This window comes from uncultured Veillonella sp. (genome assembly GCF_900545205.1).
Classification (GTDB): Bacteria; Bacillota; Negativicutes; order Veillonellales; family Veillonellaceae; genus Veillonella.
This window is the reverse complement of the sequence record NZ_UQYC01000006.1, coordinates 12011-32723: the sequence shown is the minus strand read 5'-3', so window position 1 is coordinate 32723 and position 20713 is coordinate 12011. Positions and strand designations below refer to the sequence as shown.

The following is a 20713-nucleotide window of genomic DNA, read 5'->3' as shown; positions in this document are numbered from 1 at the left end:
TTAGAAAACTATTTACCAAAACCATAGCGGTTAAGTGCCGTATTACCACTACCATATATAGCCATAATCTTCGCCATGAAATAATCAGCCACAGCTAAAGAGTATGCTGCAATATCATTGTAATCGGAATATTTAGGTGCAACATCAGTCACTTTAGTGCTATTAACACTAGCTTTAGGAGTAGTCAGTTTATTTGTAGCAGGTGCAGGATCTGTAACTGTTACAGTAGAGCCCATAGCTGGATTAACATAACCTGTTGGAGTGGATACTGGTGGGCGTTGGGAGTCAGTATATTTATAGCCATAAGAAGCGTCCGCTTGTTGTGGCGCCAATGTAGCTACACCGAACGCAAGTACAGATGCAGCCAAAACGATAGAGAATTGTTTTGATACTTTCATAAAAACCTCCAAAACACAAAAGTATTTATCAAAAATCATGATAACGGAAGTTTATTATAAACTTGTCACTTAAACGCACAATGAAAGAGAGTTAACATCATACATATTTCATTTATCATTTTATTTTGATATCTTTAAAGGTATTTTTTACCCCATCCATTTGCCGTTTTAAATCATCAAAAGATGATTTTATATCCTCAGGAGGCTTGATATTATCTATACTTTTAGCCGAATCAGACGCTTCTTTGCTATTTTCTCGGGCCTTTTTCATGCCAGATTTAATACGATCCATATTCTCATCTAGCTCATCAAATGAGTCTTCATCATAGATGATAAAATTACTGCCCCCATGGGACGTAATGTTAAGTGGTCCCATGGTGAGTTGCCCATTATCTATACGTAACGCATCTGTTGAAATTGTGGTAATATTCGTATTTACTTTCACATCACTAAATGATAAATGCCGTCCCTTATTGTGAAAGTTCCCTGTAATATTTTTAATAGGAATGAGCATATAGTGTCCTTCTCCAGACCAGAAATTGCCCCATACCTCCATGTCACGAGGCTGGCCCTCGCTTTTAAAGTTCAACTTAGCCGACACAGGTACAACAAATTCAGGTGTTTTAAGAGCCTCACTACTATCTAGATCCTTTGCTATCCCTGTAATCGTATAAGCACGAGTATCTAAATTATATATGCCCTTTGCCTCTAGCTTTCCGCCGTATACATTAGCATTTACATTTTCAAAGTTCAAAATACCGTCTTGGTATATTACATCGCCCACTACGTTTTCAAAGGTAAGCGCCGGAATTCGTAAAACAGGCATCGTTACACGACCTTTAGCCAATGGACGATTAAAATCACCCGTTACTCGCGTCAGCAAGGTCATTGCATCGTGGATATTATCGCCAAAACCGAGTGATGATGGGTCCACACCCTTTACATCAAACTGCAAGTCTAACTGAGGCATGCGATGCTTTAATACATCCTTTAGATCAACACGACCTTTTAGTGTAAGACCATCACCAATGGCTGTGCCACCGAACTTACCCGTTTCCATATCGATGCGAATAGCACGGTTACTATCAAGATGTATCTTAGAATTCACGTTCTTCATTACATAGTGACGATTTTTCTGAAAGATTTCCAGCTGGTTATTTCTCAATGTAATCGTAAGATTTAAATGTTGACCGTCCCAATTAAAGTTACGAACCTTCTTGCCTAGTTCCTCCTGTCGCTCTTGAGTCGTCTTTTTAGGAGGTTTAGGTCGTGGCTCTACCTCATTGAGTGGCTTGTTTACATCAGGCGAAGCAGGCACAAAGTCAAGACGGTTATTATCGTCTAAATCGACTACAATGGTCGCATCATTTAGCTCGATTCCGTTTATAGCAGAGGCCTTAAAATTCCGTGTTATTACGTCCCACATATTAACGCGAATCTTTCCATCTGGCACTGTGAGCAACTCTCGGCCTTCTGGATCCTTCCATACCAAGTCAGTAAAGGATAATGTTCCCCAAGGCGTGGCAGACAAACTTTCCACCGTAACAGTACCGCGCATCATAGTCTGGCGAGCCATAACCTCATTAAAAATAACGCCCATCCCACGACTAGCAATAGTAGCTAGTACAAAGACTATAATCGCTCCAATGGCAAGAAAAGCAGCAATACCTTTTAAGCCTTTCTTATACAATTGTTTATATTTTGTCCAATAGGAACGCACGTAATGTTTCATAGCCTTATTATATCACGATATATTTATAATTTTATTTTAATGGGGCCCCAAAACATATCGGCCTACATATTGAAATGAGTGGTCTATACAACTTCGCTCCAAAGCGAGCTAAGTCGCTCATTATGTATAGACCACTCATTTCATAACTTTTGCTATAAAGTTGTCCCATTAAAATAAAATATATTCCTAAACTCTGATAACAATGCTATGAAGCATTACTCGGAAAAGGTTAAATAGAAAGGAGACGAGATTAAATCTCGTCTCCTTTCTATTTAAGAATTCAGTATTTATGCTTCATCGTCGGTTACGGCTTTGGTTCCTCTTGTACCTGTACGAATGCGCATTGCGTCTTCTACATCATATACAAAAATTTTACCGTCCCCTACTTCACCAGTTTGTAACGTATTTCGTGCTGTATCCATTACAAGGTCAACCGGCACATCACACACAACGGTTTCCACTTTTACCATAGGAATGAGGTTCACATCATATTGTTGGCCCCGATAAACTTCAGTATGCCCCTTTTGTAAACCACAACCAAAAACTTGTGACACCGTCATACCTTGAATACCAATCCTATTTAAAGCCTCTTTTAGATCCTCTAATTGCTCAGCACGAGCGATTATATCTACCTTTTTCATTCGTTTCATATACTTAACTCCTATTCAATAATCGTAACTCATAATAAGGATGTTTGATTGGACGAAATAAATCGACCAGAGCTTTTAAATTCAGATTGATTATAAGCGCCTTCTCCATGTTCACTAATATCGATACCTAGTGACTCAGAGCCAATGCTAACACGCATATCCATAAAAGCACTGACGATTTTAAATAGTATAAATGTACCTACAATGGCAAACACATAAGCAATCACTAGTGAAAGTAATTGCGGCCCTAATAAGGAACCCCCATAGAACAACCCATTCGCCCCCTCAGAATTAACAGTAGTCGTAGCCCATAAACCTGTAGCAATAGCCCCCCATGTGCCACCTACCCCATGAATGCCAAAGGCATCAAGTGAATCATCGTAACCAAGGCGGTTTTTAATGATTGCTACGGCTAGATAACACACAACTGCGCCTATAAAGCCAATAACAATGGCCGCCATAGGCGTTACAAAACCTGCGGCTGGTGTAATTGCTACCAGACCAGATACACCGCCAGAGGCAGCCCCTAATACAGTAGGTTTACCACGATGCAACATTTCTACTAGCACCCATCCCACAATACCAACAGCTGCAGAGATTTGTGTAGTTAACACTGCATTAGCCGCAAGGAATCCTACGCCAAGAGCAGATCCTGCATTAAAGCCAAACCAACCGAACCATAGAATAGCGGCCCCAAGAATTGTCATCGGCAAGTGGTGAGGCAGCATAGGCATGCGTCCATAGCCGCGACGACGGCCTAGCAGCATACACAAGGTCAAACCAGACACACCGGATAACACGTGAATCGCAAGTCCTCCGGCGAAGTCTAATGCGCCTAAATCACTGAGGAAGCCACCGCCCCAAATCCAATGGGCCACCGGATTATATACAAAGATAGACCATAGCAAAGCAAATACTACAAAGGGGGCAAAGCGCATACGCCCTGTAATAGAGCCACTCATGATGGCTGGTGTGATAACAGCAAACATGCATTGGAATGCTACAAAGGCAAGCTCAGGAATATGTGTATCACTTAAGACGGCTGTCTCCGCACCACCAAGGCCAAATTTACTAAAGTCACCGATGATGCCATGTAGATCATCACCAAAAATTAGCGTATAGCCAATCAAAATAAACTCAACAGAGATGACACCAATCAAAAAGAAGCTCTGCATGATCGTACCTAGCACATTTTTACTACGCGCCATCCCACCGTAAAACAACGCTAAACCAGGTGTCATAAAGAATACTAAAGCAGCACACAACAAGACCCATGCTGTGTTGCCCGTATCAATCATATTGACCATAAGATACTCCTTTCCATACAAAAAGCGCCTTGCTCGCAGAAACTCTGCATGCAAGGCGCCGTTACCTAACTATTTTATTGTAGTAATATATATCACTACATACATCGTATATTAGATTATGATGTATGTCAACAAATTCTATAGAATTTTATTTTAAACCCCATAGATTTCTATGAAATACACTAATTATATAAAAAAGAGCACTCGTTATGAGTGCCCTTTTAAATGTTTAATAAAACAAGCTATTATGCTTTTGCTTGTTTACCGTATTTTACAAGGCTTTCAGCTTCAATTTCTTCTTGAGTGCGATAGTCTTGAGGAATGTCCGCCAAACGAATCCAGCTACGAACTGCTTCTACTAATACGATAAGGATCATGAGGAACATGGCAGCACTAAATGCTACTAGGATCCATTTACCAGCTGGGATATAGCTGTTAAATACATTTTCAAAGTCTGCAGCGATAGCCACGATAGCCATGAGGATACAAGGAATACCTGTTACCCATGCATAACGTTTGCGGCCAAGTCGCATGATAACTGTAGTACCTACAGCCAATGTCATAGTACCTAATAATTGGTTAGATACGCCGAATAGAGGCCAGATAATACCGATGTTACCTTGTAGAACTAGGTAGCCCCACAATACACAAATTAAAGCTGCACAACCATAAACGCCAGGAGCCCAATGTTGGTCGTTGAATTTAGGATGGAAATGACCTAATAATTCTTGAAGTAAGTAACGACCTACGCGAGTACCAGCATCGATCAAAGTCATGATGAACAATGCTTCGAACATGATACAGAAGTGATACCAGTAACCCAATAAGTGATCCATGTTAGGCAATCTGGAGAAGATATGTGCCATACCTACTGCAAGGGATACGGCGCCACCAGGACGGTGCATCAAGTCTTCACCAACCATTGCGGACAATGCTGGCAATTCATGAACTTGAAGGCCTAAGGCTTTGAAGGATTCAACAGTGGAGTTAATTGCGAAGTAATCATCTGGATGCAATGCAGTAGCTGCGATCAACGCCATCATAGCGATGAAGCCTTCTGTTAACATTGCACCATAGCCGATAGGCAAAATTTCTTTTTCATTAGTAAGCATTTTAGGTGTTGTACCTGTTGCGATAACAGTATGGAAACCAGATAACGCACCACATGCGATAGTAATGAAGATGTAAGGGAATACAGAACCTTTCAATACAGGACCGCCACCCCAGATATAAGGAGTAACAGCTGGCATTTGAATTTCAGGCATTACGATGATAATACCAAGAGCCAATGCGCCGATTGTACCGATTTTAAGGTATGTGGACAAATAGTCACGAGGAGCAAGCAATAACCATACTGGCAATGCTGCTGCAAAGAAACCATAGACTGCAAGCATGATTTCAATAGTTTGCAAGTCATATGTAAACCAAGAAGCATATTCGCTAGCTGCTACGTTTGGACCGTAGATAATAGCTGCGAAGATCAACGCTACACCGATAATAGTTGCTTCTTGAATTTTACCAGGACGCAACCATTTCAAATAAATACCAATGAAAATAGCGATTGGAATTGTAGCAAATACGGAGAAGAAACCCCATGGGGAATTATGCAATGCGTTAGCTACTACTACGGCCATACCAGCAAGGGTGATGATCAATAGGAACAATGTAGCAAGCATAGCACCGAAACCAGCAAATTTACTGATTTCTTCCCGTGCAATATCCGCAATAGATTTACCATCATAGCGAACAGATGCGAACAAGATAACCATGTCATGTACAGCGCCGGCTAATACGGAACCGATAAGGATCCATAATGCACCAGGCAAATACCCGAACTGGGCTGCGATAACAGGACCTACAAGAGGACCTGCACCAGCAATCGCTGCAAAGTGATGACCAAATGTTACCCATTTGTTAGTTGGCACGTAATCGTGACCGTCGTTGTGAACCATAGCTGGCGTTGGACGATATTCATCCAATGTTAATACTTTCGCCGCTATGAAAGCCCCGTAAAAGCGGTACGCTAAAATTAGAATACACGCGGAGGCTATAACTAAGTAAATACCATTCATAACCATATAAACACCTCCAATTGTCTTGTGTGACATGGTGTTATATAAAAATATCTGATAAATCTTTTGCACATCCATGCCACATTGGCTCTCTAAACTTTTAGTACTTACAATAATTATTGTATATCTAAACATAAAAGTGTCAATTATCGATTTATCATTTTGAATGCACATTATGAGTTAAAAGCATAATTAAAAAGCATTCTCCGTTAATAAGAGAATGCTTTTATCGTTTTATTTTGATAGTAATTATCTATTGTCTTACGACGATGCCTACTTCATGAAGTGCTTTTTTAATATCTTTTATTGTTAATACTTTGTTATGTAGTAACGCATCAGCAAGAGCTCCAGTTACATTTGTCTTTGTAAATAAATCCACAAAATGCTGTATATTTCCAGCACCACCAAAGGCCGTTACAGGCACATCAACAACCTCTGCCAAGGCTTGATATAATTCAATATCAAAGCCAAGACCTGTACCATGTCTATCGATACTCGTTACCAATAACTCACCTGCACCACGGTCTACCGCTTCTTTCGCCCATTCTAAAGCATTTTTGCATTGTGCCCCCGGATCATCGGATGTGCCATGTCCATAGGCATACCACATTTTCTCAAAAGGATTATATTTTACGTCTAAGCACACAACGATGCCTTGATTGCCAAACTTCTTTGCCCCTTCTGTGATAAGGGATGGATTAGATAGTGCCGCCGTATTGACAGAAACCTTATCGGCACCAGCTTTCATAAGCTGCGTCATATCCTCCACAGAAGCAATGCCACCACCTACAGTTAATGGCATGAATACCTTATCCGATGCATTAAGCACTATATCAGTAAAGGTTTTACGGCCTTCTGTTGTAGCCGTTATATCTAATAATACAAGTTCGTCCGCCCCTTGTATCTCATAACGTTCCGCACATTCAACAGGATCGCCGGCATCAACCATATCTCGGAATTGCACACCATTCTGGACACGACCATTTGCCACACTGAGGCAAGGAATAATACGTTTCGCTAACATAGAATGACCCTCCTATTGTTTCGCCGCTGCATAGGCTTCCGTAATATTGCCAAATGCACGCAATAGATTTAAACCTACTACACCACTTTTTTCAGGATGAAATTGCATTCCATACACTCTACCGCGCTCTACAACGCCAGGTACATCGATACCATAGTTTGCAGTGGATGTAATAAATTCAGGGTCTGTATCTACATAATAGGAATGAACGAAATAGGTATATTGATTGTCTACATTGCTGAAAGCACTATCTGGATGGTGCACTATATTTTTGTTCCAACCCATGTGGGGCACACTGAGGCCAAGGTCACGAGGAATTTCTTTTACCTTGCCTGGAATAAGTCCTAAGCCTGGTGTTGGACCATATTCTTCGGACTCTTCAAATAATAGCTGCATACCCAAGCAAATACCTAATAATGGTATTTCTCGTTTTACCACTTCATGAATGACATCGACGAGACCACGTTCCTTAAGAACTGCTACTGCCGACGCATAGGCGCCTACACCTGGCAAGAGAACGCCATCAGCATTTAGTATAACCTCAGGATCTGCTGTTAGCACCGCATCAAGTCCGATGTAGGCCAACGCTTTCTGAACATTAAATGTATTGCCCGCATCATAATCTATAATGGCAATCATAATATACTCCTTTCAACAGCCTTAATGAGCCCCAGTCATCACTAGGGCTCGTCGTTCACGTTATTTTCGTTAAATATATTCTCTAAACAGGATAAAAACTCCTGCCATTCAATTGGGTAAAAGCTAAACTCCATTCTATAGAATGAAACTTGATATCATAAGGCGCGAATTATTAGTATATATGATATATCCCATATTGATTAATTCATGAATTGTTTTAATATACCGCGCATAACAGCTCCATCTTGAGCCATTGGAATGGTAAGTCTCAACCAACCTTCCCGTTGTCCACGGCGCACTTGATAACCTTCTTTTAGCCATGCATCGGCTAAGCCTTCTGCATCAGATACAGCAAAGAAAATAAAGTTCGCTTCACTCTTATAGTAGTGAATGCCTAATTCATTAAATAAGCTTTCCCATTTAGCCCGCTCTTCTGCATTTTGAGATATCGTTCTTGTTAAGAATGCTTGATCATCAAAGGCTGCTTCTGCGGCTACTTGGGATAAAGTATTGAGATTATATGGCAAGCGGATAGTTTGCATATAGTTTGCAAGTTCTAAAGGCGTCATCATATAGCCTACACGGTAATTAGCAAGGCCATACGCCTTGGAGAAAGTCCGCATAATAGCTACATTTGGGAACTCATCTAGTAATGCACGTGCTGTAGGAACATCTACAGATGTAACAAAATCAATATAGGCCTCATCGATGATAACTAATGTTTCTTTTGGTACTTTTGCAATAAAGTTACGGATATCTTCAACAGTTTCATAGGTACCTGTAGGGTTATTAGGATTACAAATCCATACGAGGCGTGTTGTTTCGTCCACAGCTTTCAACAATGCGGCGAAATCATAGTGACCTGTTTCAAAATCAGCTTGGACCTCGCGAATTTCAGCGCCCTCAACGAGACCATTCAAAGCATACTCGGAGAAGGCTGGCACGCTTACCACGATGGAGTCACCTGCGCTGATCAAGGTTTTATTGACCATCGCGATAACCTCATCTAGGCCTACACCAATAACGAGTTGCTCCGGTTGTACCTTCCAATACGCAGCTAATTTCATACGCAAATCAGTGGCGTTACCATCGGGATAATAGTTAGCATCATTATGTGTTACATAGCTAAGGATAGCCTCACGAACCAATGGAGATGTACCATATGGGTTTTCGTTGGCTGACAAGCGCACTAATCGGTCCACCCCAAGACGTTCCTTTACCGCTGCAGCAGGCTCCTCTGGTATATAGGGTTTCAATGTGCGAATTATCTCTTTCATAGGCTATCCTTTCTAACTATTTTCTTAACGTTTATACACGCGTTCAAACTCATTTTGTGTTTATATACTCGTCTAAACTCATATGTACGTATTTCAATGCAAATACATTTATTAAAACTCATATGAACTTATGTAAGTTCATACCATAGCGTGCATTATAAATTTGTAATCTCTGGGCGATCTGTAGTCTTGCTTACTACCCCTTCACGGCTCGCAAGTTCTGCCTCAATGGCTTCGTAAGGAATATTTTTCTCTGCTAATAATACGAGCAAGTGATACAACACATCTGCTGTTTCGTAAATCAACTCTTGAGGATCTTCGTTCTTTGCAGCGATGACAACCTCTGTAGCCTCTTCGCCTACCTTTTTCAAGATTTTATCGAGACCTTTATCAAATAAGTAATTCGTATAAGAACCTTCCTTAGGTTGTGCTTTGCGGTTCTTAATAATTTCGTATAATTCGTTCAATGTTTGTTGTGCCATGACTAACTCCAATCTACATCATTAAAGAAACAGCTTGTGCGCCCTGTGTGACACGCAGGACCTTCTGGCTTAACTTGAATGAGCAATGTATCTCCATCACAATCGAGGGCCATACTCACCACATGCTGCACATTGCCACTCGTACCGCCCTTGTGCCATAGCTCTTGGCGAGAACGAGACCAAAACCACGTTTCCTTTGTTTCTAGTGTTTTGTGAAAGCTTTCTTCATTCATCCACGCCACCATGAGAACATCTTTTGTGTCTGCGTCTTGTACAACCGTTGGCAATAAGCCATTTCCTTTTTCAAAATCCGGTTTCATATTGTAATCCTTTAATACAAGTAATCTTTTAAAAATTCAATATTTTATTTAGTACCTTTAACATACGGTAGGTATTCAATCTCTTTACCGTAGTGTAATTATTTCAGCTATAGTTATAGAACATTCTTTATCGTACAGTAATTCCTCGAGCTCGTAATTCATTTTTAAGATCAGGAATTTTAATTTCTCCAAAGTGGAAGATAGATGCCGCCAGTGCACCAGTAACGCCGGTTTGTTCAAAGAGGTCTATAAAATCTTGAACCTTGCCGGCACCGCCTGATGCGATGATAGGTACATCTACAACGGCTTCAATAGCCTTATATAGTTCAATATCAAAGCCAGATTTAGTACCGTCCTTGTCCATGCTGGTTACGAGTAATTCACCTGCTCCACGAGAGACAGCTTCCTTAGCCCAATCGAGGGCTTTCCATTCGGTGCGCTTACGACCGCCGTGCGTATAAGCATACCATTCGCCAGTTTCTTCGTCTGTTTTTACATCGATAGCCACTACCATACATTGGTTGCCAAACTTTTGAGCTCCTTCGGTGATGAGTTCAGGATTAGCAAGAGCTGCCGAATTCAAAGACACCTTATCGGCGCCAGCTTTCAGCAAGGCCGTCATATCCTCAACGGTCTTGATACCACCACCAACGGTGAGCGGCATAAATACCTGGGAAGAAATCTCTTGCACTACGTCGCGCATGGTGGTCCGTGCATCGACGGTAGCCGTAATATCTAAAAATACTAATTCGTCAGCCTGTTGCTGTTCATAGGAGGCCGCAATATCTACGGGACTACCTACATCTACGAGGTTAACAAAGTTAACCCCTTTTTTAACGCGCCCATCATCCACATCAAGACACGGAATAATCCGTTTCGCTAACATAATTCTACTCCCCACTAAGTGTTCAAGTTACCGTTGATTGTACCCGGCAATTTCCTCTAATGTAATCGTTCCTTCATACAAAGCCTTACCAACGATGCTATCCATAACGCCTTTGGCTTCAAGGGATTTAATGTCTTCTAAATTACGAACGCCCCCAGACGCAACGATGCGCGCTGTAGGGAATTCTTTTTGCAAATGGCCAAGCAAATCCTCGTTAGCACCTTGCATAGTGCCATCTCTATCCACATCAGTAACGATGAAATACTTTGCGCCGCCTTCAACCATAGCACCGATTAAATCGGTCATAGGCACGTCGGATTGATCGAGCCAACCTTCAGCAGCAACCTTACCATTTTTACCATCAACGCCGATAACGATGCGCTCTGCACCATATTCAGCAATTACTTGTTTCGTAAGCTCTGGATTTTTGAGGGCCACAGAACCTAGGATAACACGGTCAACGCCTAAGCCTAAATAGAGGTCAACAGCCGCTTTATCTCGAATGCCTCCACCGATTTCAAGAATGCCTGTGAAAGCTTCACGCACTGCTTTTACAATGTCTACGTTAACAGGTTTCCCCGCCTTAGCACCGTCTAAATCGACAAGGTGTAGCGCCCCAACCTTGGCATCTTCATATTGTTTTGCTTGGTCCACTGGATCAGGATTGATTACTGTTTCCTGTGCGAAGTCACCTTTATAGAGGCGAACGCTGCGACCATCTTGTAAATCTATAGCTGGAAAAATCATAGGTTCTCCTTTATTCAATGACTATATTAAATAACGCCCTTTGTAGAGTTTACCCCTTGAATATCTGGGTTAATCGTAACGGCCTTGCGCAATGCACGACCTGTAGCCTTAAACATGCTTTCAATAATGTGGTGTGTATTGCGACCATATAGATTACGAACATGTAAATTCATAGCGGCGCTCATGGCTAGTGCTTGGAAGAAATCCTCCACTAGCTCTGTTTCAAAGTTGCCACCTAGAACCGGAGTGCTCCATTCGCCTTGGAACACGAGGTACGGACGGCCACTCAAATCGATCACAACTTGCGTTAAAGCTTCGTCCATAGGAACCCACGCATCACCGTAACGCTCGATGCCAGCCTTATCGCCTAAGGCTTTCACCAAGGCCTGACCTAAGGCCAATCCGATATCCTCAACGGTGTGGTGAGCATCTACATAGGTATCTCCCTTTGCCTCTACCACGAGACCAAAGCGTCCATGTTTTGCAAGTAGCGTCAACATGTGGTCAAAAAAGCCAATGCCTGTGGAGATGGAACTCATTTGCGCCCCTTCAAGGGTAAGTTCTACTGTAATATCTGTTTCTTGAGTGGTGCGTTGCACCGTACCTGTGCGTATCATAACGACCTCTATACCTCAAATCTATTTCTCAAAACGTACTTCGATGGCGCGAGCATGTGCTTCAAGACCTTCTGTACGAGCTAATGTAGTGATGTGTGTTGCCACTTCTTCTAACCGTTCTTTTGTAAATTGTGTAAAGGATGTACGTTTTACGAAATCATACACACCAAGTGGAGATGAGAAGCGTGCTGTACCACTGGTAGGCAATACGTGATTTGTACCGCCTACGTAGTCTCCCAATGGCTCAGATGCATAGGCACCAAGGAATACGGAGCCCGCATTTTGAACGAGGCTCATGTAGCCCATTGGATCTGGCAATTGGATTTCCAAATGCTCAGGTGCTACTTCGTTCATTACCGTAAACATGTCTTCAACACTATCCATAACAGCAATATAACTGTTATTTTCAATAGCTGGACGCGCGATGCTTTCACGAGGCAATAATTTTAATTGACGTTCAACCTCATCGGATACCGCATTTGCTAAGCTTTCACTAGTAGTAACCATAATAGCGCGCGCCCGAGGATCATGTTCTGCTTGAGACAAAAGATCTGCTGCAAGGTGTACTGGATTAGCACTATCGTCAGCGATAACGCCGATTTCACTAGGGCCTGCAATCATGTCGATATCGACTTGACCGAACACTTGGCGTTTTGCAGTGGCTACGTAGATATTGCCAGGACCTACGATTTTATCAACCTTTGGAATCGTTTCTGTGCCGTAAGCCAACGCCGCCACACCTTGAGCGCCACCGACTTGGTATACTGCATCAACGCCAGCAAGTTTTGCGGCACCTAATACAGCCGGATTGATGCCATCCTTTTGAGGCGGTGTGACCATAACGATTTCTTTTACCCCTGCGATTTTAGCTGGCAACGCAGTCATAATGATGGTAGAAGGATATGCCGCTGTGCCACCAGGAACGTAAAGTCCAACGCGAGCTAAAGGAATTACCTTTTGACCACGGATGATACCCGGTGTATCCATATCTACAAAGCCTTGCTCGATTTCACGGCTGTGGAACTCCGTGATATTAACCTTTGCCTTTAATAAGGCCGCTTTTAAATCGTCGGATAAGGACTCATAAGCAGCATCGATTTCCTCTTGAGGCACCTTGAAATCTTCGATGGATACACCATCAAATTTTTCAGAGTATGCCTTTAAAGCCGCATCACCATTGGTGCGAACATCGTCGATGATATCGTACACGCGACGCTCAATTTCCATGTCTGTAGTTTGTTGAGTATAATTTCGAACGATACTAAGCATCGTATCTAATGATTCCTTATAAATTTTCATGTTTTATCCTTCTTCCTATCTATGCTATTCGCACTATTAGTTCTATCTCTTATTTATTAATGGCTTCTGAAAGCTGATCTATAAGTTTAAAAATAGTATTTCTCTTTTGTTTTAACGCTAATGGATTAGCTACTAAGCGGGTAGAAATCTTTTGCAACCAGTCAAAGATTTCTAAGTTATTTTCCCGTAAGGTTGTACCAGTTTCAGTTATATCTACGATGGCATCAGCGAGTCCTACTAACGGAGCCAACTCAACGGAGCCTTCAATTTTGATGATTTCTACATCCTGAGCTCCAAAGTACTGTTTTGTAATGGTTGGGTATTTTGTACCGATACGTTGGCGACGACCTTCTTTAGGATCATAGCCCGCAAGAGAGGCCAAGATAAATTGGCATTTACCAGTTTGTAAATCTAGCATTTCATAGCTTGTATCGTCTTGTTCATCTAATACATCACTACCAACGATACCAAGGTCTACCACACCATTTTTCAAGTATGTCGTTACATCTGGCCCTTTAGCGAGGATAACCTCTATAGCATCGCCCAACGGAATGATGAGCTTACGCGCCTTGTTGCGCAATGGCTCACAGTCTATGCCACAGGACTCCAAGAGAGGAATAAAATCTTTCTCTACGCGGCCCTTTGTAAGAGCAATACGCAATTTACCATTATCTTGATTGTTGCTTTCACCATTCAAGGTCACATCAGTCAACACATCGATGTTGAAAGCCATACCAACCGCAGGCATTGGCGTACCATCAAAGCTAGATAGCAAGCCGTCATAACGACCGCCACTGACGATGTATTGGGACACGCCGTCCACATAACCTCTAAATGTGAGACCTGTGTAATAGGATTGAAGCGGCTCAGTAGACACGTCGATACGAACTTGCTGACCTGTTTGAGCCACTTGGTTAGCCATATCTACGAGATTATCTAAAATGCGTTGCGCCGCTGCAGGCAAGATGATTTGATTGAGCTCATCCTTAATATCTCGGACCGTACCAAACAAGCGAGGCCATACAGTTAAGAATGGATATAACGCACTATTTTTAAAGTCGGAAATCAACTCGTTGTAACGAGGTAAATATTTAGTAAACAAAGCGTCTAATAGCTCTGTTCGTTCCTCATCACTAAGGCCTAGCGCATCGGTGATAGCACGAGAGAAACGAGCATCCCCAATCTCAAGCAATAAGTTATTACCAAGCTGCGTTTCGTTTACCTCTTTGATAATAGCGAAACACTCTTGCTCGGCTTCAATGCCTTCATAGCCGACCATCTCGATGCCACCTTGCGTTACTTGGTTCACATCGCCGCGGTGCTTTTTATTTTTCATGAACACATCGCCTAAGTAATAGAACGTGCGAGGTAGTTCAATATTGGTTGTGGCCAAGAAACGACCGATTGGCATAGTCAAATCAGGACGAATTACGACGGACTCATCAGAACTATCCATGAACTCGTACATATGCTGACCGCGCCCCATTGCATAGCCATTAAATACATCCTTGTACTCCACAAGAGGTGTAGAGATCTTTGTGTATTGGTGGCTACGACATAGACCGAGCACATATTGGCTCACATCATCCTTGCGCTCCGCTACGGCCCCTATATCATCACGGAACCCCGTAGGTAATTGCTGCTGTACCATCGTAAACATCCTTTCTATCATTTCATTTCTCATGTCTGTGAAAGCATCATATAATCAGTTTCAAACGAGTTAAATGGCTTTCATTTACCTATGAGAAAAAATTTACCTATATCGATACTTTCCTATTTTATCGCTTTATCTAATTAAAGCATGAAATTATAATATAACGGTTCTATAGAATTGTCAATAGAACCGTTAAGATTTCACGTTATTAATATAAAGCTAATACGCCTATAGTTTATATTCTTTTATAGATGATAGTTACATACATATATTTAAGGATTAGTTTTGACTTTGTAACGATAGATATATAGACTTATCAGCTTCATCTAAGTCTTCAATTTTATACTTCGTTTTAGTATCACTAAAATGATAATACTTCCGAACATGATCCAATAAAGCATTAGACTCTTGGTTTTGTTTGGAGAGAAATAGAACACAATTCATATTATTATCAAAGACAATCATATTATCCTTACATAATAAGTATAGATACGAGCTGCCAGCCTTATCTTTCTCTACAAAGGCATCAAAGAAATAAGGAAATTTAGAGTTAGAGAAACTAGTATCAGATACAATAAATTGGCTACCCAATTTGCTAATATGAATTTCATTCTTAGGCCCAAACTCTAAAACTACACTGCGCCCAACTAGCTCACCTGATGATGGTTCATGATAAAACATATAAGCTATAAAAGCTGCTATTAGAGTAATCAGAATAATAATCCCAAACAACAATTTTCTCATCAATCTATCCCCAGATACGTTCTATATCTGCTATGCTATGTGCATCAGAGCCCAATACAAATGGCACGCCGATAACAGCAGCCATGCCTTGGATAAAGCGGCTTGGGTACATTTCACGGCAATCTGGTTTGAAGAAGCCACTCATGTTGTAATCTAGCTCACGACCTTGTACGCGCATGATATGTAAAATATCACTTACCACCTGCGCATTGCGACGATCTAAGTGATGTTCAAAACCAAAGTGATGTTGGTATTTTTTTATCAAATCAAAGTGACCGATGCGTTTTGGCGTATATTCGCCGAGGTCAGCACGCACGGCTTGGCGCACTGTGGAGTAATATTTGTAATATAACTCATACTGCTTTTCAATCCACGGACCAAAGCCCTTTTCAAATTCTTCACGGCTATAGTCTAAGCAGTAAAAGGCATTATTAACGCCTTCCATAAAGTGAACGGATAAAATATTATCATCCGTCAATGGACCATAGCGATCGAGGAACTCTTGAATATCTGCCTCAAAGCCTGGAATATAATCCACCTCAAAGCCGAGAGAGATATCAATATGCGTGCCATAAGCACGTTGTAACTGACGACCTAGTTCTAAGTAGGTATCAACCTGGTTTAATTTCAAAGACGCTGTATCATAGGCCTTTTGGTCACCACCATATTCAGCAGCAAACGCCTTTGGCAATGGCGCATGCTCTGTAAGACATACCTTTTCAATGCGCAACTCGATGGCCTTTTCAATCATCAATGCAGTTCGGTCCCCACTACCATGCGGACACAATTCTGTATGCACATGACCATCTACAAGACGGCTGCGATACTTGCTGTATCCAACGAACTGCCGTTCATCTTTCATGTTCATTCAATCACCCTATTCGCCCTAACCCTTGGCGAACCCTTATCTATCATCTGTATATGATTAGTCTTTATTTTAATATCTACGTTTTATTATACCAATAATGCGTATGTTTCGGTATCCTGATATTTACCATGTTTGAAACCAACCTGAGGTGTTAGCCCACAATAGGTAAATCCAAAACGCTCGTGCAATGCCGTACTCGCTGCATTCCCTGCAGTAATAACAGACACCACCGTATGCAATGTATCCGTTTCTTTTGCGTGGTCTAAAATATGAGCCATCAACTTAGAGGCCACGCCTTTGCCTCTATAATCTTGATGGATGTAAATAGATAATTCCACGGTGCTTTTGAAAGCATCCTTTGTTCTATATGGTGAAAGTGATGCATACCCTACAACTATATTATCTATAAGACCTACAAAAATACAGTGTTCAGAAGTTTGATGTGCCTCATACCACTCCTGCCATTCTAACAACGTGCGCGGCTCAAGATCAAGCGTTGCTACACCATTCACAACCTCGTAATTATAGATATCTAAACAAGCTGCAATATCACCCTTTGTAATTGGTCGTATTACTAATTCACTCATAAGAATTCCTCAAAACAGTTGATATCCAAAATCCGATATCCAAAACTAAAATTATTTCTATATAACATAATATATAAAAATAACTCCAATACGCAAGAAAAAGGACGAGTTTCAACTCGTCCTTTTGTTATATTGTAGGCAATATTTTATACGCTATACTACCTATTAGTAGTATACCAAAAATAGATTTTCAAAAGATAAACAAAAGACACCTAGAAATTTCGCCCTTTCTAGGTGTCCTTTCAGGTGTACCAATTGAGGCACCTCATACTCTTCAAGTTAATTATAACACAATTAACTCTATGAATTTGTCTAATTTATTCATTACACAATAATGAATAGAAGTACTGTAATAACAATCAAAGCACCAATCACTGCGTAATCCATAGTTTTCAAGCCCACAGATGCAGCAAAGCTATGTGTTGGACCACCAAAGCCACGTAGTTCTAGGGATAGCGCCATTGTTTCGGAGCGGCCCAAGGATTTTAAGAGCAATGGTTGAATAACAGACGCATAGGATTTGATGCGTTTAATGAAGTTGCCTTCTAAGGATAAACCACGGCAAGCTTGCGCCTCTTGTACAGCATGGCTTTCAGCGATGAAGTCAGGCACAAAACGAAGTGCTGCAGTGAACATAAATGCATATTCATAAGGAATTTTGCATTGTGTTACAAGCGCCGCTGTAAGGTCTTGCAATTTTGTCGTCGCCAATAAGCAGATAAATACAAGTGTCATAGCGAGCATACGCAAGCCAGAAACGATAGCAGATGTTACATCTCCACTACCGAGGAATTGAACGATGCCAAGGAATACGGCAAAGCTTGTCAACGCCACTACGGCCTTACGTTGTTTGATCAGTAAACCTGCAACGAATAACACGACAAGTTCTACAACGACCAAGGCCAATAGAGATTGCCAGTCGCGTAATAGAATGGCCCACACGGATACAGCGAGGGTCATCAAGATTTTTGTTAACGGTACTAAACGTTCCATATGTCCCTCCTATTTTCCGCTCAACTGAGCCACTAACTTAGATTTCAATTCATCCATGGATTTGCAATAGCCTAAGGATGGTACCGCTAGTGAAAGTTCCACACTTGGCGGTTTTGTAAGGCCTAGGTCTTGCAGTTCATCTGTAGATTTCTTGAACAATTCTTCTGGACTGCCATCAAAGGCAACTGTTTGATTACCCATGATAAGCGCACGGCTACATTCGCTAGCCATGATTTCCATATCATGTGTAATGAGAAGGATCGTAATGCCCTCTTGATTGAGTTGGCGCAATAACACTAACAACTCTTTAGTTTCCTTACCATCTTGACCACTTGTTGGTTCGTCGAGGATGAGGATTTTAGATTGCATCGCTAATGCAGAAGCGATAGCAACGCGTTGCTTTTCGCCGCGGCGCAATGTTGGAGGATACGCATCACGCAAGTGAGCAATACCTGTGCGTTCCAACACTTCGTCGACGATTTGTTTCACTTCGGATTTACTGCGTCCCAAAGACTCAGGGCCGAAGGCAACCTCTGTGGCTACAGTAGGTCTAAACATTTGGCGATCCGGTTGTTGGAATACATAGCCAATGAATTGACCGCGTTTAGATGGTGGCATAGATGTAATATCTGTACCGTTATAGTACATGCGGCCTTCGCTAGCCTTTTCAAGGCCTACAAGCAAACGAGTGATAGTCGTTTTACCACAACCATTGCGACCACCGATGGCGATATATTCGCCACCTTCGATGGTGAAAGTCACATCACGGAAGATGTCTACGGATGGCACATAGCCAAAACGGATATTTTCAACCTTAAGCATGAGCGCCACCGTCCTTTCCTTGTACATCATCAACGCGTTGAATTGGTTGTTTGTTGTCTACTGTATTAGATTGATTAGCTGGAGAGTTGCTTTCACCATGCACCTCGTTTTGAATAGCGTGAGCCATTTCAATTTGGTGCAAGCCCTTGATAGCAGACTCAATGCTGAGCCAAGGTTCATCACTGTGGAAGCCCGCTTGTTCAAGTTCCATGTACGTAGTGAACACAGATGGCAATGCATCTACGTGAATATTATGTTCGTACATGTAACGAAGCGTAGTCGGTACATCCGCATCACATGCAACGGAGCCATCCACCATGAGAGCCATGCGGTTCGCATACGGCAACACAGCGTGCAAATCATGATCGATAACAACAACGGTAATACCGTGTTTTTGATTTAAATCACCTACGAGGCGATATAATTCTGCAGTCCCATCTGGATCGAGGGAGCTTGTTGGTTCATCAAGCACAAGAACTGTTGGGTTCGTAGCCAATACGGAAGCGATGGCCAAACGTTGGCGTTGACCACCAGACAAGCTTGTAATCTTACGGTCTTCTAAGCCTACAAGACCAACTTGCTTAAATACCTCTTCAGAACGAGCTTTAATAGTTTCACGGTCATAACCGCGATTTTCCATAGCAAACGCTACTTCTTCACGAACTGTCATCGTTACGAGTTGCGTATCATAGTCGGCAAGAACAACACCGATGTGGTTCGCAAGCTCTGGAATTTCCATTTGCGTAGTCGCTTTACCATCTACAAAGACCATGCCTTCAAGACGACCGCCGTAGAATTTAGGCACCGCCCCTACCATAGCCATGCAAAGGGTACTTTTACCACAACCAGCAGGACCAGTCACAACAAGGAAGTCCCCATCATGTACATCGAGATTGATGTTTTCAAGAGACGGTGTAGTCGCCTTTGGATGGTAGTAATTTACGTGCTCAATAGAGATTTTAGCTTGGCGCTCAGGCAAGATCGTCATATGACTATGGTCAGACGTCAATTGATCCGCACTTGGCAACATGCCGCGTTTAGAGAATAGACGTTGCGCCGGAATGTATAAAATTGGCGTAATAGCACCATTCAAAGCACCTACGATAAGTACCAATGGCCACATGCCGTACATGTATACATTATTTGGTAAACCAAGCACTTGCCATAAGAGAGTAACAAAGATACCACCAGATACAACAGTTGCTAAGAAACCAGATACGATTGGTGTTAAATCGAAACCACCGATTTTACGAAACTTCACAGACAACATCGCACGTGTTACGAGAGCCGCTGTCAACGCACCGCCTGGTTCAGACAACAAGTTGCCGTAAGGGAATGCTGACTTAGATGTCAAAACATTGATAAGTGCCGCTACAAGGCCAATCCCCAATGTTTGACTCAAACTAGGACGAGTCAATAAAATAGCTACGCAGTACGTAGCAATCGTCCAGTTTGGCGTTACCCCAGCCACACTAGGGCTCACCAAATGCAATATCGTGCCCAATGCGAGCATCAATGTGCTGACAGTAACCCATCTAAACTGGCCACCCTGCACATGCGTGTACACAAGATCTTGAATCCGTTCCATAATAGCC

General features: G+C 42.0%; 21 protein-coding genes. All 21 read right to left on the bottom strand.

Annotated elements, in window-relative coordinates:
- Window positions 1-8 precede the first annotated feature (8 nt).
- Window positions 9-398 (bottom strand): hypothetical protein, encoded by a 390-nt coding sequence (locus QZR70_RS01270; protein WP_295792544.1) that lies wholly within the window; start codon window positions 396-398, stop codon window positions 9-11.
- A 115-nt stretch (window positions 399-513) separates the two neighbouring features.
- A complete protein-coding gene (locus tag QZR70_RS01265) occupies window positions 514-2130 on the bottom strand; it encodes a membrane biogenesis protein AsmA (protein ID WP_295792541.1) in 1617 nt (538 codons plus the stop codon).
- Between the two features lie 287 nt (window positions 2131-2417).
- Complete coding sequence (locus QZR70_RS01260) at window positions 2418-2771, bottom strand: P-II family nitrogen regulator (protein ID WP_363661692.1); 354 nt, start codon at window positions 2769-2771, stop codon at window positions 2418-2420.
- Window positions 2772-2809: 38 nt separating this feature from the next.
- Window positions 2810-4087 carry an ammonium transporter gene (locus QZR70_RS01255; protein WP_295792537.1) on the bottom strand — a complete coding sequence of 426 codons (1278 nt, stop codon included), beginning with the start codon at window positions 4085-4087 and terminating at the stop codon, window positions 2810-2812.
- A 245-nt stretch (window positions 4088-4332) separates the two neighbouring features.
- Entirely contained in the window at window positions 4333-6165 is a 1833-nt protein-coding gene (locus tag QZR70_RS01250; protein WP_295792536.1) for a carbon starvation protein A, read from the bottom strand.
- Between the two features lie 247 nt (window positions 6166-6412).
- Window positions 6413-7183, bottom strand: a complete 771-nt coding sequence (locus QZR70_RS01245; protein ID WP_295792534.1) for an imidazole glycerol phosphate synthase subunit HisF — start codon at window positions 7181-7183, stop codon at window positions 6413-6415.
- A 12-nt stretch (window positions 7184-7195) separates the two neighbouring features.
- Window positions 7196-7822 carry an imidazole glycerol phosphate synthase subunit HisH gene (gene hisH / locus QZR70_RS01240; protein ID WP_295792532.1) on the bottom strand — a complete coding sequence of 209 codons (627 nt, stop codon included), beginning with the start codon at window positions 7820-7822 and terminating at the stop codon, window positions 7196-7198.
- Between the two features lie 200 nt (window positions 7823-8022).
- Window positions 8023-9099, bottom strand: a complete 1077-nt coding sequence (gene hisC, locus QZR70_RS01235) for a histidinol-phosphate transaminase (RefSeq protein ID WP_295792530.1) — start codon at window positions 9097-9099, stop codon at window positions 8023-8025.
- Between the two features lie 155 nt (window positions 9100-9254).
- A complete protein-coding gene (gene hisE, locus QZR70_RS01230; RefSeq protein WP_005387497.1) occupies window positions 9255-9581 on the bottom strand; it encodes a phosphoribosyl-ATP diphosphatase in 327 nt (108 codons plus the stop codon).
- Between the two features lie 2 nt (window positions 9582-9583).
- On the bottom strand, window positions 9584-9901 hold the full coding sequence (hisI, locus tag QZR70_RS01225) for a phosphoribosyl-AMP cyclohydrolase (RefSeq protein ID WP_285365350.1): 318 nt from the start codon (window positions 9899-9901) through the stop codon (window positions 9584-9586).
- A 127-nt stretch (window positions 9902-10028) separates the two neighbouring features.
- Window positions 10029-10790 carry an imidazole glycerol phosphate synthase subunit HisF gene (gene hisF / locus QZR70_RS01220; RefSeq protein WP_363661690.1) on the bottom strand — a complete coding sequence of 254 codons (762 nt, stop codon included), beginning with the start codon at window positions 10788-10790 and terminating at the stop codon, window positions 10029-10031.
- A 24-nt stretch (window positions 10791-10814) separates the two neighbouring features.
- Entirely contained in the window at window positions 10815-11534 is a 720-nt protein-coding gene (gene hisA / locus QZR70_RS01215) for a 1-(5-phosphoribosyl)-5-[(5-phosphoribosylamino)methylideneamino]imidazole-4-carboxamide isomerase (protein WP_295792526.1), read from the bottom strand.
- Between the two features lie 26 nt (window positions 11535-11560).
- Window positions 11561-12151 carry an imidazoleglycerol-phosphate dehydratase HisB gene (gene hisB / locus QZR70_RS01210; protein WP_295792524.1) on the bottom strand — a complete coding sequence of 197 codons (591 nt, stop codon included), beginning with the start codon at window positions 12149-12151 and terminating at the stop codon, window positions 11561-11563.
- 21 nt (window positions 12152-12172) lie between these two features.
- Window positions 12173-13450, bottom strand: a complete 1278-nt coding sequence (gene hisD / locus QZR70_RS01205) for a histidinol dehydrogenase (protein WP_295792522.1) — start codon at window positions 13448-13450, stop codon at window positions 12173-12175.
- Window positions 13451-13499: 49 nt separating this feature from the next.
- Window positions 13500-15101: an ATP phosphoribosyltransferase gene (gene hisG / locus QZR70_RS01200; RefSeq protein WP_295792559.1), complete on the bottom strand. Its 1602-nt coding sequence runs from the start codon at window positions 15099-15101 to the stop codon at window positions 13500-13502.
- Between the two features lie 282 nt (window positions 15102-15383).
- The gene (locus QZR70_RS01195) at window positions 15384-15785 is read right to left on the bottom strand and encodes a hypothetical protein (protein ID WP_295792520.1); all 402 of its coding nucleotides are present in this window, start codon (window positions 15783-15785) and stop codon (window positions 15384-15386) included.
- 67 nt (window positions 15786-15852) lie between these two features.
- Entirely contained in the window at window positions 15853-16716 is an 864-nt protein-coding gene (gene hisJ / locus QZR70_RS01190) for a histidinol-phosphatase HisJ (protein ID WP_295792518.1), read from the bottom strand.
- Window positions 16717-16802: 86 nt separating this feature from the next.
- Window positions 16803-17303, bottom strand: a complete 501-nt coding sequence (locus tag QZR70_RS01185) for a GNAT family N-acetyltransferase (RefSeq protein ID WP_295792517.1) — start codon at window positions 17301-17303, stop codon at window positions 16803-16805.
- Between the two features lie 324 nt (window positions 17304-17627).
- A complete protein-coding gene (locus tag QZR70_RS01180; RefSeq protein ID WP_295792515.1) occupies window positions 17628-18296 on the bottom strand; it encodes an energy-coupling factor transporter transmembrane protein EcfT in 669 nt (222 codons plus the stop codon).
- 9 nt (window positions 18297-18305) lie between these two features.
- On the bottom strand, window positions 18306-19118 hold the full coding sequence (locus tag QZR70_RS01175) for an energy-coupling factor ABC transporter ATP-binding protein (RefSeq protein WP_295792513.1): 813 nt from the start codon (window positions 19116-19118) through the stop codon (window positions 18306-18308).
- Window positions 19111-20706 (bottom strand): tryptophan transporter, encoded by a 1596-nt coding sequence (locus QZR70_RS01170; RefSeq protein ID WP_295792509.1) that lies wholly within the window; start codon window positions 20704-20706, stop codon window positions 19111-19113. The genes QZR70_RS01175 and QZR70_RS01170 overlap by 8 nt, the downstream gene beginning before the upstream one ends.
- Between the last annotated feature and the right edge of the window lie 7 nt (window positions 20707-20713).

What these genes read in the sequence shown, in the direction of transcription:
- QZR70_RS01260 (WP_363661692.1), bottom strand. Translation starts at nt 2,771, where the DNA reads ATGAAAAAGGTAGATATAATCGCTCGTGCTGAGCAATTAGAGGATCTA.
- QZR70_RS01170 (WP_295792509.1), bottom strand. Translation starts at nt 20,706, where the DNA reads ATGGAACGGATTCAAGATCTTGTGTACACGCATGTGCAGGGTGGCCAG.
- hisJ (WP_295792518.1), bottom strand. Translation starts at nt 16,716, where the DNA reads ATGAACATGAAAGATGAACGGCAGTTCGTTGGATACAGCAAGTATCGC.
- QZR70_RS01175 (WP_295792513.1), bottom strand. Translation starts at nt 19,118, where the DNA reads ATGCTTAAGGTTGAAAATATCCGTTTTGGCTATGTGCCATCCGTAGAC.
- QZR70_RS01270 (WP_295792544.1), bottom strand. Translation starts at nt 398, where the DNA reads ATGAAAGTATCAAAACAATTCTCTATCGTTTTGGCTGCATCTGTACTT.
- hisC (WP_295792530.1), bottom strand. Translation starts at nt 9,099, where the DNA reads ATGAAAGAGATAATTCGCACATTGAAACCCTATATACCAGAGGAGCCT.
- QZR70_RS01255 (WP_295792537.1), bottom strand. Translation starts at nt 4,087, where the DNA reads ATGGTCAATATGATTGATACGGGCAACACAGCATGGGTCTTGTTGTGT.
- hisD (WP_295792522.1), bottom strand. Translation starts at nt 13,450, where the DNA reads ATGAAAATTTATAAGGAATCATTAGATACGATGCTTAGTATCGTTCGA.
- QZR70_RS01245 (WP_295792534.1), bottom strand. Translation starts at nt 7,183, where the DNA reads ATGTTAGCGAAACGTATTATTCCTTGCCTCAGTGTGGCAAATGGTCGT.
- QZR70_RS01185 (WP_295792517.1), bottom strand. Translation starts at nt 17,303, where the DNA reads ATGAGTGAATTAGTAATACGACCAATTACAAAGGGTGATATTGCAGCT.
- QZR70_RS01195 (WP_295792520.1), bottom strand. Translation starts at nt 15,785, where the DNA reads ATGTTTTATCATGAACCATCATCAGGTGAGCTAGTTGGGCGCAGTGTA.
- hisH (WP_295792532.1), bottom strand. Translation starts at nt 7,822, where the DNA reads ATGATTGCCATTATAGATTATGATGCGGGCAATACATTTAATGTTCAG.
- QZR70_RS01250 (WP_295792536.1), bottom strand. Translation starts at nt 6,165, where the DNA reads ATGGTTATGAATGGTATTTACTTAGTTATAGCCTCCGCGTGTATTCTA.
- QZR70_RS01265 (WP_295792541.1), bottom strand. Translation starts at nt 2,130, where the DNA reads ATGAAACATTACGTGCGTTCCTATTGGACAAAATATAAACAATTGTAT.
- hisE (WP_005387497.1), bottom strand. Translation starts at nt 9,581, where the DNA reads ATGGCACAACAAACATTGAACGAATTATACGAAATTATTAAGAACCGC.
- hisG (WP_295792559.1), bottom strand. Translation starts at nt 15,101, where the DNA reads ATGGTACAGCAGCAATTACCTACGGGGTTCCGTGATGATATAGGGGCC.
- hisA (WP_295792526.1), bottom strand. Translation starts at nt 11,534, where the DNA reads ATGATTTTTCCAGCTATAGATTTACAAGATGGTCGCAGCGTTCGCCTC.
- hisB (WP_295792524.1), bottom strand. Translation starts at nt 12,151, where the DNA reads ATGATACGCACAGGTACGGTGCAACGCACCACTCAAGAAACAGATATT.
- QZR70_RS01180 (WP_295792515.1), bottom strand. Translation starts at nt 18,296, where the DNA reads ATGGAACGTTTAGTACCGTTAACAAAAATCTTGATGACCCTCGCTGTA.
- hisI (WP_285365350.1), bottom strand. Translation starts at nt 9,901, where the DNA reads ATGAAACCGGATTTTGAAAAAGGAAATGGCTTATTGCCAACGGTTGTA.